Source organism: Neobacillus sp. BF23-41, from assembly GCF_041106275.1.
Genome location: NZ_JBGBPR010000050.1, coordinates 1 through 14644, shown reverse-complemented (window position 1 = coordinate 14644; position 14644 = coordinate 1). Strand labels below are relative to the sequence as shown.

Annotated in this window: 16 protein-coding genes, 1 tRNA gene and 2 other RNA genes; 17 read left to right on the top strand and 2 right to left on the bottom strand. The window is 35.6% G+C overall.

Features of this window, described 5'->3' with window-relative positions:
- The 3 genes from ssrA to ffs form a co-directional block, all read left to right on the top strand.
- Positions 1-291: a transfer-messenger RNA gene (ssrA, locus tag AB7942_RS29195) on the top strand; the annotation flags it as partial.
- 58 nt (positions 292-349) lie between these two features.
- A tRNA-Asn gene (locus AB7942_RS29190) sits at positions 350-421 on the top strand.
- Positions 421-506: signal recognition particle sRNA small type (ffs, locus tag AB7942_RS29185), an RNA gene on the top strand. Before AB7942_RS29190 ends, ffs begins: the two co-directional genes overlap by 1 nt.
- A 96-nt stretch (positions 507-602) precedes the next feature.
- On the opposite strand, the gene AB7942_RS29180 is transcribed toward ffs, so the two are convergent.
- Positions 603-1670: a sulfite oxidase gene (locus AB7942_RS29180; RefSeq protein ID WP_369449575.1), complete on the bottom strand. Its 1068-nt coding sequence runs from the start codon at positions 1668-1670 to the stop codon at positions 603-605.
- Between the two features lie 244 nt (positions 1671-1914).
- Between AB7942_RS29180 and AB7942_RS29175 the strand changes: the two genes are divergently transcribed.
- From AB7942_RS29175 to AB7942_RS29135, 9 genes are all read left to right on the top strand, one after another.
- Positions 1915-2679, top strand: a complete 765-nt coding sequence (locus AB7942_RS29175) for a sulfite exporter TauE/SafE family protein (protein ID WP_369449574.1) — start codon at positions 1915-1917, stop codon at positions 2677-2679.
- Between the two features lie 335 nt (positions 2680-3014).
- Positions 3015-3620 carry an LGFP repeat-containing protein gene (locus AB7942_RS29170; protein ID WP_369449573.1) on the top strand — a complete coding sequence of 202 codons (606 nt, stop codon included), beginning with the start codon at positions 3015-3017 and terminating at the stop codon, positions 3618-3620.
- A gap of 408 nt (positions 3621-4028) precedes the next feature.
- A complete protein-coding gene (locus tag AB7942_RS29165; protein ID WP_369449572.1) occupies positions 4029-4841 on the top strand; it encodes a protein phosphatase 2C domain-containing protein in 813 nt (270 codons plus the stop codon).
- Between the two features lie 15 nt (positions 4842-4856).
- Entirely contained in the window at positions 4857-5354 is a 498-nt protein-coding gene (locus AB7942_RS29160) for a peptidoglycan recognition protein family protein (protein ID WP_369449571.1), read from the top strand.
- Between the two features lie 40 nt (positions 5355-5394).
- Positions 5395-5979 carry a nucleotidyltransferase family protein gene (locus AB7942_RS29155; RefSeq protein WP_369449570.1) on the top strand — a complete coding sequence of 195 codons (585 nt, stop codon included), beginning with the start codon at positions 5395-5397 and terminating at the stop codon, positions 5977-5979.
- Positions 5980-6226: 247 nt separating this feature from the next.
- Positions 6227-6709, top strand: a complete 483-nt coding sequence (locus AB7942_RS29150; RefSeq protein WP_369449569.1) for a DUF2975 domain-containing protein — start codon at positions 6227-6229, stop codon at positions 6707-6709.
- 115 nt (positions 6710-6824) lie between these two features.
- Complete coding sequence (locus AB7942_RS29145; RefSeq protein WP_369449568.1) at positions 6825-7304, top strand: DUF2975 domain-containing protein; 480 nt, start codon at positions 6825-6827, stop codon at positions 7302-7304.
- A 1-nt stretch (position 7305) separates the two neighbouring features.
- Entirely contained in the window at positions 7306-7521 is a 216-nt protein-coding gene (locus tag AB7942_RS29140; RefSeq protein ID WP_369449567.1) for a helix-turn-helix domain-containing protein, read from the top strand.
- A 434-nt stretch (positions 7522-7955) separates the two neighbouring features.
- Positions 7956-8738 (top strand): class I SAM-dependent methyltransferase, encoded by a 783-nt coding sequence (locus AB7942_RS29135; protein ID WP_369449566.1) that lies wholly within the window; start codon positions 7956-7958, stop codon positions 8736-8738.
- 343 nt (positions 8739-9081) lie between these two features.
- On the opposite strand, the gene AB7942_RS29130 is transcribed toward AB7942_RS29135, so the two are convergent.
- A complete protein-coding gene (locus AB7942_RS29130) occupies positions 9082-9699 on the bottom strand; it encodes a TetR/AcrR family transcriptional regulator (RefSeq protein WP_369449565.1) in 618 nt (205 codons plus the stop codon).
- A 168-nt stretch (positions 9700-9867) separates the two neighbouring features.
- On the opposite strand from AB7942_RS29130, the gene AB7942_RS29125 reads away from it, so the two are divergent.
- From AB7942_RS29125 to AB7942_RS29105, 5 genes are all read left to right on the top strand, one after another.
- Positions 9868-11061, top strand: a complete 1194-nt coding sequence (locus AB7942_RS29125) for a YhgE/Pip domain-containing protein (RefSeq protein ID WP_369449564.1) — start codon at positions 9868-9870, stop codon at positions 11059-11061.
- Positions 11062-11426: 365 nt separating this feature from the next.
- Positions 11427-11858, top strand: coding sequence for a VOC family protein (locus tag AB7942_RS29120; RefSeq protein WP_369449576.1), 432 nt, complete (start codon positions 11427-11429; stop codon positions 11856-11858).
- Between the two features lie 337 nt (positions 11859-12195).
- Positions 12196-12783, top strand: coding sequence for a dienelactone hydrolase family protein (locus AB7942_RS29115; protein WP_369449563.1), 588 nt, complete (start codon positions 12196-12198; stop codon positions 12781-12783).
- Between the two features lie 525 nt (positions 12784-13308).
- A complete protein-coding gene (locus tag AB7942_RS29110; RefSeq protein WP_369449562.1) occupies positions 13309-13998 on the top strand; it encodes a hypothetical protein in 690 nt (229 codons plus the stop codon).
- Positions 13999-14293: 295 nt separating this feature from the next.
- Complete coding sequence (locus tag AB7942_RS29105; protein ID WP_256942356.1) at positions 14294-14425, top strand: hypothetical protein; 132 nt, start codon at positions 14294-14296, stop codon at positions 14423-14425.
- Positions 14426-14644: the final 219 nt, after the last annotated feature.

Sequence of the window (14644 nt, the reverse complement as noted above, 5' to 3'; positions counted from 1 at the left end):
CGATAAAGCCTAATAACTGGCAAACAAAACAACAACTTCGCTTTCGCTGCCTAATAACAGACGATAGCGGTTCCTCCTCCATCGTCCATGTGGTAGGGTAAGGGACTCATCATAAGTGGACTACGCCGAATTCCACCTTCTGAGGATGAAGGAAGAGACGAACCAGACTAGCTGCTTCAACGCCTGTCAGTAGGCTAAAGAAGTAAGTGAAATCAATTCTACTGACTACACTCGTAGATGTATAAGTGCCAATATCTTTGCACACGGGTTCAACTCCCGTCATTTCCACTAAAACCAACTGAATTAGATTCATTATCCGATGATCATGTAAATAGGTAGTTAGAATTGTTCCGCAGTAGCTCAGTGGTAGAGCTATCGGCTGTTAACCGATCGGTCGTAGGTTCGAGTCCTACCTGCGGAGTTATAGTCCAACAAGGACATTAGGAAACTGGTCAGGGCGGGAACGCAGCAGCCATAACTAGTGAAATTGTGTGGGCTATTACATAGGACGATACAAAAACGCAAAAGTCACCTCCAATAAACGGAAGTGACTTTTTATATTTTTAAGAATTTTATCTACTTCGTAATTGTACTTTTCCAGGTTACTCTATTTTTACTTTTATACAATCAATTGCGTTATAACCATATCCCTTCCTGTTCCACATTGGATCCAATGGTTGAATATTGCCTAGAGAATCAGTTGCTTTTGATTTTATGGTATATTCTCCTTCTTTAAGAGCATCCCATTTATATTTCCATCGTACCCAAGCATATTTCTCGGATGATGAAGTCAATTGGCATGTATTCCAAGTTTGACCTTCATCCAAACTAATTTCTACCAGGGTAATTTGGCCTGTTCCTGCCCAAGCAATGCCATTAATTTCATAAACCCCCGTACGCATTAGTTGCATATTAAGTGGGTATAGTATGGTTGAGTTAACATTAATTGAAGTGACAGGAGTTTTTCTAGTATCGTTTTCTTTGCTCGGATAGTAAACGTAATCAATAGATTGAAATGGACCTTTAAATTCGTTATCAATCACAATAATTCTTTTTATCCATTTTACAGATGCCATGGCATACCATCCAGGGACAATTAATCTCAGAGGGAATCCGTGCTTGAAGGGGATGGGGTGATTATTATATTGATAAGCAATAATGGTATCTGGATCAAGGGCTTTTTCAATGGGTAAACTCCTCGAAAAATTAAAAAGTTGATTAGAATCAGGTCTTTCTCCATAATCATAACCCTCAAAAACAATTTCTTTGGCAGTATCAAGCAATCCTGTGTACTGCAATAAGGATCTTAAAGATACACCTTTCCAAATCCCTTGACTTATCGCACCTTTTCCCCATTGCTCTCCAAACACTTTTGGTTTAAACAATTCTCGCTTATTGCCTGAGCATTCTAAAACAAGTTTTATCGTTTTTGATGGTAACGAGTAAATTTCCTGTAAAGAAAAGACTTTTGGGGTGAACACTAATCCCTCGATTGGAAGAAAATAGAAGGATGATGCGAATTTGGGGTAAGGAAAATGGTTTCTTCTATAAAAGAGTTTTTCATTTACAATATCGGAATTATTAAAATGTATGGGTGTTTCCTGATTTTCAGGATCTAACTTCTTTGTAATCAGATAGGGGCTAACTTTGGGTAGAGGAGAATTTTTCATATAAATACCTCCTTTAAATGGAGTTGCTACTTCATGATTATGTATTTTATGTATTATCATTCAAAATTTTTAAGTTTTTCTAATGAAATAAAATAAGTTCCAAGCTCAAATAAAATAAGTTTTTAATAATGAAAATAACCGGTAACAAACTCTCAGAATCTAATTAATATTTAGTTATTTACAAGATTCATAAAAATGTATATAATCCCTATATAAATACTTGGAATTGATAGGGCGTGAGCATATGAGTATAGGGATAACATTGATGGGTTTACTTGTTGGTTTTTTGGTAGGGTTAACTGGTGTAGGAGGAGCAGCACTGCTAACCCCCGTATTAATTCTAATAGGGGTTAATCCTTCAATTGCTGTTGGTACAGACCTTGTATATAACTCAATTACGAAATTCTTCGGACTTTTTCAACATTTGAGACAAAAAACAGTCAATTTACAGATGGTTAAGTTATTAGCGATAGGAAGTATTCCTAGTGCGGTCGTAGCGATTGGTTCCCTTCATTATTTTGAAGCTTATTACCATAATCAAGAACAGATTATTAGGCATTCCCTCGGATACATCCTGATAGTTGTTTCTTTGGCTATCATTATCAGAACCTTTGTGGAGAAAAAATTAAGGCCGAATCGTTGGCAATTAAAACCTTTGAAAGAAAAGAAAATGCTAACCATTTTAATTGGCTGCCTGTTTGGGTTTATTGTCGGATTAACTTCTCTAGGCTCAGGTTCATTATTCGCTGTGGCAATGATTTATCTGTATCAAATGAAGACATCAGAGATGGTTGGTACTGATATTACTCATGCGTTTCTGTTGGTAACCGTTGCAGGATTGCTTCATATTGGTTATGGAAATGTTAACTATTTGCTAGTAGGTAATTTACTTATTGGCTCCATTCCAGGAGTATTGATCGGTAGCAGCATTTCTGCAAAGGTCCCGACAAGACCGCTGCGTACGGTTGTTGCTGTATTGATCTTTGTAAGTGGACTCAAGCTAATCTAGGATTTGTAAGGATAACCCTAAAATGAAATTTTAAGAGAAAGCCAGCATATATATAAAGTGTACCCGATGTATTATGCCACATGGAGAAGATGATTTCTGTATTCAACAGGGGTCATCTTCTTTAAGATTTACACGGATTAAGAGACCTAGAAAAATTTAAACAAGAAAAAACACTCCTTGTATCGTATTAGATACAAGGAGTGTTTTTCGTATGGGTAACAAGTTCATCATATTGAGATTAAGAACCACAAAAATATCTATGTTCAGTCACCTAAAAATCATACAACCAAATATAATAATAGGAAAACTAAGATTAAGTTAGGGAGGGACAAACATTGTATCTAGATCCATATAGACACATTCCCTACTACGGGCACTCTTTTCCCGTAAATCCACGCAGTATATACCGACAGAGTGAAATCGAGGCTAATAAATATCAAGAACTTTTAAGAAGGGGGTTTAAGGGGACTCCTATTACACATGAGAGCACAGCTCCAGACGGTATCGGACATTATAGGCATTATCGCGATCCGAATGGTCGAGAATGGTCTATTTATTGGCACCCGGATACTGGGGCTAAAGAGGTTCATGGTCCTATTCGGGATAAGTGGGTCAGTCTTGGCCGTGAAGGTTTTGGCTATCCAATCACGGATGAATTTGTGACAAATGATGGAACTGGACGGTTGAACTATTTTAAAGCTGTACAGGAACCGGGGAAGCTCGTAAAGGCAATCTTCTGGTCATTGAGAACGGGTGCCCATCCTGTATCTGGACCAATATTGACCAAGTGGGCAGAATTTGGCTTTGAAAGGACGCTTAGTTTTCCTATCGAAGACGAAAAAGATCGGCCTGGTGGAGGGCGAATTCAACGGTTTCAAAAAGGTATAATCACTTGGACTCCCCAGTCAGGTGCATCTGTTGAGGAGATGACAACCTCATAAAGGTTTCCTATTTAACCGAATACGATTTAAGTAAGCTTAGTACTTACAGCAAAATGGATGATTGGAAAAATAAGATGGATGGTGCCTACCACAAATAAAACCACTAATTCATTACAAAATAAAAGCGAATGTTACTTTCCATTTATTTGGGTAGTAACATTCGCTTTTACTTTATTGTAGTGGAGTGCCTAGACATACCTATTATCCACCAATTGTGATGATTGGAGGTTTATTAAGGTATTTGAATAAACTTTATCCGTCTGCCTCTGCAGCTTGTGCCTCGGTGCAGCACCTTATTTAAAGAAACAGAAAATTAGTAACAATAAATTTTCTCATTAAATCATATAATGTCTTTATATAATTAATCGATTTTCTGTTAATTTTGATAAAAAAGAAGGTGGACAACCAATGAAAGTTGAGCCTTTTTTATGTGCTGCCCCTCATAAAAGTGTAAGTGAAGATTCAATCGTATTAAATGAAAAGATAAATGTCTATGGGGTTTTTGATGGGGCAACTCCATTAATGCCATTCATAGATGAAAACGGAATGAACGGTGCATATTTAGCATCAAATATATTTAAAGATTATTTCTTTAGACTCTACCGCAGTAACCTTTCATTAGTTGAAGGAATCATGGCTGCTAATAGAATGTTGAGAGCACACATGGAAAAATACAAGGTGAATCAGGAAAAATATGAAAATCTTTGGTCAACATGTGCTGCAATTATAAAGATAGAAAAAGACGGAAAGATTTCTTATGCTCAGCTTGGTGATTGTATGATTATTTCTGAGTATCAAAACGGAACCATAAAAGCCTTAACAAGGGATACCGTAAAAGATATAAGCTATAGAGCGAAAGCATGGCGTGAGGAACTAAGAAAGCAGGGACTTAAAATTCCAGTTGAGGAGTATTATCAGGATCGTACTCAACAGCTTATCTTTAATCGTTCATTAGCTAATAAGGAATATGGTTACTCTGTAGCTAATGGAAAAAAAGAAGTTTTCAATTTTATTCAGCATGGTCAAGTAAATATCAGTGAAATCAAAACATTATTAATGATAACAGATGGCCTTTTTCATCCAAACTATTCAATTGAAGAAACATTTAAAAAGATACATACAATCGGTTTACAAGTATATTCTAGTGACCTAGAACAATATGAGAAAAGGAATAATCTTCGTTCAGATGATAAGACGGGGATATTGATTAAGATTATGTGATGAGGAGAAGTCTACATGAAAATAGAACCGGGAATGATTAAAGATATTAATTTATCGTTTAAAGAACCGCTTTTTGCTTTAAAAGATGTCATGTACATCATTGTACACCATACAGAAGAAACAGGTTGGGATATTAATAAGACGCATAGGTTTCATCAGGATCATCGTCGATGGAGTGGAATAGGATACAATTTTTTTATTGAGGAAAATGGTGAAATTATTAAAGGAAGAGGATACCATGTTGGAGCACACGCATATTCATATAATGAAAAATCAATAGGTATTTGTTTAGCTGGTAATTTTGATATTCATACTCCATCAATGGAGCAGCTAAAATCATTGAGTAAACTATGCATTTTCCTTTTACATCAGTTTAATTTATCAACTACTCACATTCTGGGACATCGTGAATTAAAAGGGGTCACAAAAAGTTGTCCAGGTAAAAACTTTAATATGGGCCAATTCAGAGAATCTATTAAGATGCAGTGGCCGAATAATAAAGATAAAGAGTGAAGTTCAAACAAGACACATTATAGATAGAGGGGGACATAAAATGGAAGCAATCGTCTTAGCTGCTGGATATTCCAGCCGAGCGAATACATTTAAAATGACATTGCCTATGGGGGAAATGTCCATCATGGAGCATACCTTATCTAAATTTGATGGATTATGCAGCAGGGTCATCGTCGTAGCTGGGTTTCAAGCGGAACTCATCCAAGAGGAAATGGTAAAACTCAACAGTAAAAATGCCTATTCATTTCAGATCAAGTTTGTTCATAATGAAGACTTTAACCATGGAATGTTTAGTTCCATTCAAAAGGGCTGTAACGAAGTAACTGAACCAAGCTTCTTTATAACACCCGGAGATTGTCCGCTTGTTAAAAAAGAGACCGTTCAGCTAATAGCAGAACACAAAGGGAACGTAGTTATTCCCAGCTTTCATTATAAAGGCGGTCATCCCATCAAATTATCAAGCGAAGTGAAACAGAAAATTCTCGAAACCAATCCAGAAAGCAATTTGCGTTCGGTCCTGGGCGGTTTCGAAAAAATGTACATAAATGTAGATGACCCGGGAGTAATAATGGATGTTGATACACTGGAGGATTACCAAAAAGCCTTAGATTATTATAAAGGATGATATATTTCGATACAGACTCCAGATTTGATATCCTTAAATGAATTAAAATTATTTTTTTATTGATCAATTTATAAATTTTATAGTTTAAGTTTCTAGAGCATTTCTTTGTAATAGGAATGCTTTTTATCTTTGTCTAAAATCAACGATTGTTTCACAGTAAAAATATCATTAAAAATAATAAAAATTTATTGAAAAACGATAAAAATGTATTAAAATCCAATTAACAATAAATTAGCGAGGTGCTTTTATGAAAAGAGGAACAACATTATTTTTAAAGGTAGCTGATATTCTTATTGGAATTCCGGTTCTTGCTTTGTGTATCTTTTTGGTGCCTGAGATAGGGAATGTTGTAGCAAAATTGCTTTCAGAGTTTGCTTATATAAAATATCTCGTTTCCATCGTTTTGTATGCATCGGCGATTCCTTTTTACTTTGCTTTGTATCAGGCTTTCAAACTATTACGTTATATTGACAAAAATGAAGCCTTCTCGCAAATTTCTGTAATAGCTTTAAAGAAAATCAAAAACTGTGCCATCACAATCAGTATCTTGCATGTACTAGTCTTGCCGCTTTTCTATCTCTTTGCGGAGAAAGACGACGCCCCAGGAGTCATCTTTGTCGGATTGGTTGTACCTTTTGCTTCCATGGTGATTGCAATTTTTGCTGCTGTTCTTCAAAAGCTTTTAAAAGAAGCGATTGATATAAAATCAGACAATGATTTAACGGTATGAGGCAAAAACATAGCAATTATAATCAGGATCAAAGTGATGCTGACTAAAAGAAAAATAAAGGTAATTGATTTGAAAACGTAAGGAACGCATGGACATTATTAGAGAGGTGTTTTCTATGAACCGAGGGGCAACTTTTTTCCTAAAGGGAGTTATTCTTCTTATTGGAATTGTGGCAATTGCATTGTGTATATTTTGGGCGCCTGAGATAGCCAGTAGAGATGCAGAAGCGCATCCAGAGACTGCTTACTTGCAATATCCCTTTTTACTATCAGCTTATTTATTATCTATTCCATTTTTCATCGCGCTGTATAAAGCATTTAAACTATTAATTTACATTGATAAAAACAAGGCTTTCTCTGAATTATATGTTAGAGCTTTGAAGGTTATCAAGTGCTGTGCCATCACAATCAGTGCCTTGATTGTTGCAGGAATTATATTTGTCGCTATATATATGGAAGGTGACAGAGCAGGTGTCATAGCAATGGGATTATATTCGACCTTTGCTTTAAGCGTAATCGCAACCTTTTCTGGTGTCCTCCAAAGGCTTGTACATGAAGTCGTAGAAATAAAATCTGAAAATGATTTAATAGTGTGAGGTGGATAACTTGGCAATTATAATCAATATTGATGTGATGCTGGCTAAAAGGAAAATGAGCGTAACTGAACTTTCGGAGAGGGTTGGGATTACAATGGCGAACCTTTCCATTCTGAAAAACGGGAAAGCAAAAGCGATTCGTTTTTCAACATTAGAAGCGATATGTAAGGCATTGGATTGTCAACCTGGAGATATTTTAGAGTACAAAAAAAGATGAAGAGACTTAAAAATACTTGGAAAATACGGATTGATTATGGCTAACGGGCAGGATAGTTGAATAAGAAGTTGTACAAGAAGGTCGTCAATTGTGACGATCTTTTTTATTTCAATAGTTCTTCATCCTCTTTTCTTCCAAGGAGTCAAATTGCTTTTTATCAATCTGTTCCACTCCGATCAAAGTGTTTTACTCACTTAATAGAACCAAGAGTTTATAGGTATCTTTTACTTGTTTTTCCATACTCTTTCACAGAAGGAAGGCTATTTTGTTTTTTTACATAAATATTAAGAAGTACATAAAAATACCTAAACAATAGGGCTTAGGCCGTTTCATCGTTTTTGAAAGCTATTATGATTATAGGAACTTTAAAGATTTAACAGAGGATTATTAAATTCCTTTATAATTATAACAAACAAAAAATAGATTATTTAAGGATGGCTGATAACTTGAAAACAAAAGCTAAATATCAAACTTGGATTCGAATTTACAAACTACTTATTTTTTTGGTTATTTCACTCATTCTTCTCTTGGTTACATTATTACAGGTTAATTTATATCTGCGAGTCCTGTCAGGGATTTTAGCGATGCCTTTTATTTATATAGCATTTATACTTTCTTATTCTGTTTACCAATTCGCAGCATTTGGGGGGAATTATCAGTCAAAAATACATGATTTAATTGTTGCCAAGGTGAATTGGGATGGAAAAGGAAAAATACTAGATATAGGAACAGGCAGTGGTTCACTGATTATTAAACTGGCAATGACTTTTCCTAAGTCCTTTTTAACTGGAATTGATTATTGGGGCGGGAATTGGGAATATTCGAAAGCTCAATGCCAACAAAATGCTGAAATAGAAGGGGTCTCTGATAGGATTGATTTTCTGAAAGCAAGTGCTGCAGAGCTCCCTTTTAATGATAATGAATTTGATGTAATTGTAAGTTGTCTAACATTTCATGAAGTAAAAGAGAGAAGAAATAAAACTGAAGTAATTAAAGAGGCATTAAGAGTGTTAAAACCTGGTGGTGAATTTGTCTTCTTAGATTTGTTTATGGATGAAAAAATATTTGTGGATGAAAAAGAGCTCTTAAAAGTCTTAAAGAACCATGGTGTATCTGAATTGAATGGCTACAAACTTGCTAAAGTAATGAAATTGCCAAAGCTGTTATTAAACAAAAAAGTATTAGGAAATGCAATGATTTTGAGTGGAAGAAAATAAGTGTATATAAGTTTTTAATTGATCCGTAGTGAGCGTATCAAGTTGAACATCATTAAAAAAGCGTATAAGTAAGCCGGACTGTATTTTATATGCTTTTAATGTTTGCTGCGAAAAGCCTTCAATATGTTTATCAGATTCATACGTTTCCCATACTTGAGATAATAACAAGTTCATCACTCCCCAAAAAATTCTTTTTTTCAGGAATTATTGACCTGTTTCACGAAATTGAAACCGCACGCAGTTCTTATTAAGCTAAAAGGGCAGGTTAATTAAATAAGCAAATAAATCTTAAAGGGAGACTACCTGTTTTTTCTAAGGTAATCTCCCTTTTTCATCGAAGGATTTACTTTTTCAAACCAGCTGCAAAGAAGGGTCCATTAACTGTTATGGTTGATAGGATTTGAGCCATTTCTTGAGGAGATTCTTTCCTACCACTATTCAACCATTGTTGAATTACTCCTATATGTGCAGACGAAATGTAAGAAGCTAAATATTGTCCTGGCACAAGTAAATTTTCCTCCTTAATAAGTGCGTTTGGATCATTTCCAAACAGCGTTTTCCACATAAAATCTTTCAGCCTTGTTTGAAAGGTTAAATCGCCTGTTGGACCTAACACAGCTTTCATAAAACCACTATTTTCATTAAGAAACTCAAATATTAAAACTGCAAGGGAAAATGGTGTTGCAGTCGGTGAGTTAGTTTCAAGTGCGGCAATAACACCTGGTAAGTTCTTTTTTGCAAGTCTGGACATCTCAAGCATAACCTCTTCTTCGCATTTGGTGATTAAATCAAATTTGTCTTGATAGTGTGTATAAAATGTACCCCTATTAATTTTTGCTCTAGTTGTTATGTCCTTAACAGTAATGGTATCGAAACCATTTTCATCTATCAACTCAACTAGTGCATCTCGGATTGATTCTTTTGTCCGAATGACCCGTAAATCCGTATTACTATCTCGCAAGCTACTTCCTCCTTAATTTTATCCAACACATTTATTTAAGATGTTCCATAACCAACACATCTGCCATTTTTGATTATTGAAACAGAACTTGATTTCACATTATAATTTGAATGTAATAAACAACAAGTTGTTCATTATTATAACGCAAAACCAAGGAGGATAAAAAATATGTTCAAAAACAAACTGGTATTGCTGTCACCAATCATTGTATTGGCTGTTATTTTTATTTTTTCACTAACATTATTTCCATCAGTACAGCCACAACCCAAAAATCTGCCTATTGCAATCGTAAATGAGGATGAGGGAGTGCAAATCCCTAATCAACCTGAAATGAATATGGGTAAAACCATCGTTGAAGCGATGCAAATAAATTCAAAAGCAACAACAGATGAAGACACTACTGTGAAATGGATTGAAGTAAAAACAGCAGAGGAAGCACAAAAAGGAATGGATAATCAAAAATATTATGCATCATTGGTCATTCCGAAAGATTTCAGTGCTAAGCAGGCATCATTAAGGACACCAGCACCTTCTTCACCTGAAGTTCAAATATATATCAATCAGGGAATGAATACAGCAGCTTCAACGATGGCAGGACAGGTCTTGAATGGAGTAGTTGACAATATGAACAATAAAATTCGTACCCAACTACTTGATGGTTTTGAAAAACAAGGTGCAACTTTAACAGCAAAACAAGCTGCAAGTTTAGCAACTCCTATTTCAAAAAAAGTCACAAATGTTAATGAAATTGGTACTAATAGTGCAAGCGGAAATTCTCCTGTTTCCTTATTTCAGCCATTATGGATAGGAAGCTTGGCAGGTGCTGCTATTATCTTTATCGCTGTTAGTAAATTATCAATTACAAATCGGAAAGAGAACCTTATCGCAAAGATAGGACAGATTTTAATAGGTGTGGTCGTTTCCCTTGTCGTTGGATTTGGTTTAACTTGGCTGGCAGGTGATATGGTAGGAATCCATATTCCAAAGTTTACGGACACAGCTTTGTTCCTTTCGATTACTTCCTTTTGCTTTTTCCTAATGATTTCAGCGGTACTTTCGTGGTTGGGAATCAGAAGTATCGGTCTTTTTGCCTTATTGTTATTCTTTGGGGCACCATTGCTTTCAATGGCTCCAGAAATGATGTCTCCATTTTATCGAGATTGGATTTATTCTTGGTTACCAATGAGATTTATGATACAAGGTTTGCGTGATTTATTCTTCTTCGGAAAAGGATTAACTTGGAGTTCGCCCGTATCTACCCTTGTATGGATTGGAGCAGTAAGTATGGTAATCATACTAGCTTCTGCTTTAAAACTTACTTCAATAAAATACAAAACACAAAACCAAAAATTAGAGGGTTAACAATAAACAAGCCGTTTCCTTATGGGAAACGGCTTGTTTTAGCAAAAGTTTGTGAATAAACGCACTTCAACTAACTGGTGCGTTAGTTGAACAAGCTAAAGGCAGCATTCATAATCATTATCTTGATCTTCCATTAAAGGGCGCTTTTCTTTAATAAGATTGGATCTTCTATAATCGTGCGCGATCATTTAATAAAGAATGTAAGTGAAACGTAAAAAATTGTTAGTATTCAATTATGTTTTTGTTGACGAACGTACGTTCTATAATTTAAAGTATATTTATGGGTAATAATGGTTGGTGGTTACTGCCACTTGGAAATTTCTTAAGCATTGTAAAAAAAATTAGAACTAAGGAGCTGTTGAATGATGTCAATTAGTTTGAACCCGTATTTGTTTTTTGACGGTAACACGAGAGAAGCGGTCCATTTTTACGAGAAAGCGCTTGGCGGGAAAGTAACGGGTATCATGACGTACGGAGATATGCCGGCGGACCCGAATCATCCGTTGACGGATGACATGAAGGATCGCGTTATGCATGCACACTTGAAAGTCGGCGACGCGGATCTCATGTTCAGCGATACGTTCGCAGGCATGCCTTATCAGCCAGGCGATACGATTCAGATTGCCATCCATCCCAAAGAAGAGGCTAGAGCTAGAGAAATCTTCGCCGCTTTGGAAGACGGCGGACAAGTCATTATGCCCCTTCAGAAGACGGATTGGAGCCCCTTGTACGGGCAAGTAAAGGACAAGTTCGGCGTTACTTTCAACGTGAATGTCCCAGGAGAGCAACCGCAGTAATAGCAAACAGACTTCCGCTCCACCAACAAACAAAGCCTCCTGTTCGCGAATGGACAGGAGGCTTACTCAGTTGCAAATACAATGGTTGTGTGGCTAATGAGTAAATCATACGAGGCCAAGCTTCTTCAATAATCGGGCGCTTTTCTGGAACATGGAAAGAGTCTTTTTTATCGGGCCAGTTTATTGAACAACACTTGGTAGTTAATTTAGATATTTATGTAAATTATTGAGATTGTGAAGGAATGTACTTAAAGTAACTGTCAGGTTAGTTGAACAAGAAATGATATAATATGGTATTAATTTGTATAATGGGAGTAGCTGTTCAAGGAGGTACAAAATGATTCAAATACTCAAAAAGTCTGGTACTGTAATCATTGTAATACACGAAATTTATGGAATTAACCAACATATGCAGAGTTTTTGTGAATTATTATCAAAACAAAGTTTTGATGTCATTTGCCCAAATTTATTAGAACGAGAGTCACCTTTCGATTATTTTCAAGAGGAAGTTGCTTATCGTAATTTTATGGAGAACATTGGATTCGCTTACGCTATGCATAAAATAAAAGATATATTATCAGATGTTAAAGATGAATACGAAAAAATATTTATCATTGGATTTAGTGTAGGGGCAACTGTTGCTTGGTTGTGTAGTGACGAAGAATGTGTCGATGGAGTAGTTGGATACTATGGTTCACGTATTAGGAATTATGTGGAATTAACACCACAATGTCCTACAATGCTATTCTTTCCGCAAGAAGAAAAATCATTTAATGTGGACGAGTTAATTTCAACTATAGAAAATATCGAAATACATAAATTTAACGGAAAACACGGATTCAGTGACCCTTACTCTCCACAATATAATGAAAAATCAGCACAAAAAGCATTTAGTGAAATGGTGAATTTTTTAATGAAACATTAATTAAATATATAGAGGTGTAATTAAGATAACGGGTGCTAATGCTCAAGAAGGATCGCTGCAGCGATCTTTTTGCATGTTGTACTCCCATGAAAATAAAAACTGAAAAAGGGCATGAAAAAATAGACCCAGAAAAACCAGTTTTAAAAAAAAGGCTGAGCCTCTTGAAGGATCGTATATAAGATTGGCTGGTAAATCGACTTGTGAAACCTTTCTACTTAAAATAAAATCAGTTAAAGCCGGCGCAACAACCAGAAAAAGGATTAATCTCCCATGAGTGCTACCCCTAAAGGGTGCGACAGTCGGTGGTACACCGTGGTCGTTGGAGTCAGACTAACGGATGGGCTCAAAGGCACCATAGTTCAAAGACCTTCTTCGCCAGCATTAAAACAGTATAGACGGTCTTAGCCATTTTCATTCTCTGTGGTGCAGCGCTGATTTTGCGCTGCATGGATGGCTAACGGGGCAGTATAGGTGAAGAAGGATAAATATAGATTGAAGTAGAACAATTATTGTAGGTGATTAATAATGATATTAAAACATTTTCTTTTATATTCGGAAGCCGACGATGGCATTGCAGAGGTTGAAAATAGTTTTACTTTTCAATCAAGATGTATTACTGCTCTTTACGAAAGGTGCTTCTCGAAATTCCAGAACGGAAATATTAAGCAAATCAATATCTTTTGTGTTAAAGATTCTCCAAATCCCACTTTAACAATTGTTGATGGGTTTTGTGATGTGGAGATTCATTATGATGTAAGTGAATTTTTTAAATTAGAAGACAAAGAGAAAAAAGAGTTAGTATTGGTAATTTTGAAGCAAGGCATCGATAAAGTGGTTAAAGTAAATAACTGGGAAAGCAAACCATTCGATGATGCCTATAACTGTGTGAAGGTAGAAAAGCACAAAAATGAATATGTTTGGAAAAAACCAAAGAGTAGCCCCAATCGTAACTATAAAGCTGAAGTTTTTATAAACCACGGTCTTTATTTATGTGAAATATATTTGGTGGTCAAGGATAAGAACGGTAATGAAATAGTAAAAAAACTTGTCTCAACAACGAAACCAGATGAGCTTATATTCAGTCGCTATCTTGGGGAATTGAATTGGTTATCCAATTATGAGGTTGCTTTATTTAATCGACCCAAATCAAACTATGTTTCCGTAAATATAAAAGAGGTCTTGTTCAACTACCGGGTGCGATTGTTTAATAATTAAAGAAAAAGTTTTAGAAGGCTTTAAGCGATATTTCGGAGAAAATTCGGATTTTCATATTATGTTTAGAAATACCTATTTAAAGGGATTGGAATAGGAAGGCTTATGAAGGAATCAAAGAGATTGACAGAACTGTCCAAATTACCAGATTCAAAACAGAAAAATTTTATGATTGTTTCACTCTTATTTCCTCACAAATCTAATAACACGATTTATTATTTTCCAATAAAAAGCACCTGACAAATGTAACCGCTTCCGTTAATATAGATAGTAAGAAATAGGAGAGGGGATACAAACAATGGAACTTTTATTAGAACAATGTGAACATAACCAGTCGGAAGAACCTTGTGAAGAGTGTACCCCAAAAAAAGAAAGAGAAGAGAATTACGATATCTCTGAATATGATTATCATAAAAGATTGTGGTTTTAATATAAAGAGAGCTTCCTTTAGAAGTTGTTTTAGAAATGGTAGTTGTTGACGGAAAAAATGATATAGATATAAGAGATGTGTTGATTTTCTTCTTCAGCTAACGGGTGCAAGAGTTAAAGATGGGGACTGCTGCGGCTGTCCCTTTTCTGTGTGCCAGGCATGTTCATTAACTAGGCGGTGCAAGTCCGCTATGGGCGTTGGGATATGCGAACCATTAGC

Bases quoted from the DNA above. Each gene is read 5' to 3' on its own strand.
- AB7942_RS29180 (WP_369449575.1), bottom strand. From the start codon at position 1,670: ATGAAAAATTCTCCTCTACCCAAAGTTAGCCCCTATCTGATTACAAAG.
- AB7942_RS29175 (WP_369449574.1), top strand. From the start codon at position 1,915: ATGAGTATAGGGATAACATTGATGGGTTTACTTGTTGGTTTTTTGGTA.
- AB7942_RS29165 (WP_369449572.1), top strand. From the start codon at position 4,029: ATGAAAGTTGAGCCTTTTTTATGTGCTGCCCCTCATAAAAGTGTAAGT.
- AB7942_RS29160 (WP_369449571.1), top strand. From the start codon at position 4,857: ATGAAAATAGAACCGGGAATGATTAAAGATATTAATTTATCGTTTAAA.
- AB7942_RS29155 (WP_369449570.1), top strand. From the start codon at position 5,395: ATGGAAGCAATCGTCTTAGCTGCTGGATATTCCAGCCGAGCGAATACA.
- AB7942_RS29150 (WP_369449569.1), top strand. From the start codon at position 6,227: ATGAAAAGAGGAACAACATTATTTTTAAAGGTAGCTGATATTCTTATT.
- AB7942_RS29145 (WP_369449568.1), top strand. From the start codon at position 6,825: ATGAACCGAGGGGCAACTTTTTTCCTAAAGGGAGTTATTCTTCTTATT.
- AB7942_RS29135 (WP_369449566.1), top strand. From the start codon at position 7,956: ATGGCTGATAACTTGAAAACAAAAGCTAAATATCAAACTTGGATTCGA.
- AB7942_RS29125 (WP_369449564.1), top strand. From the start codon at position 9,868: ATGTTCAAAAACAAACTGGTATTGCTGTCACCAATCATTGTATTGGCT.
- AB7942_RS29120 (WP_369449576.1), top strand. From the start codon at position 11,427: ATGTCAATTAGTTTGAACCCGTATTTGTTTTTTGACGGTAACACGAGA.
- AB7942_RS29115 (WP_369449563.1), top strand. From the start codon at position 12,196: ATGATTCAAATACTCAAAAAGTCTGGTACTGTAATCATTGTAATACAC.
- AB7942_RS29110 (WP_369449562.1), top strand. From the start codon at position 13,309: ATGATATTAAAACATTTTCTTTTATATTCGGAAGCCGACGATGGCATT.
- AB7942_RS29105 (WP_256942356.1), top strand. From the start codon at position 14,294: ATGGAACTTTTATTAGAACAATGTGAACATAACCAGTCGGAAGAACCT.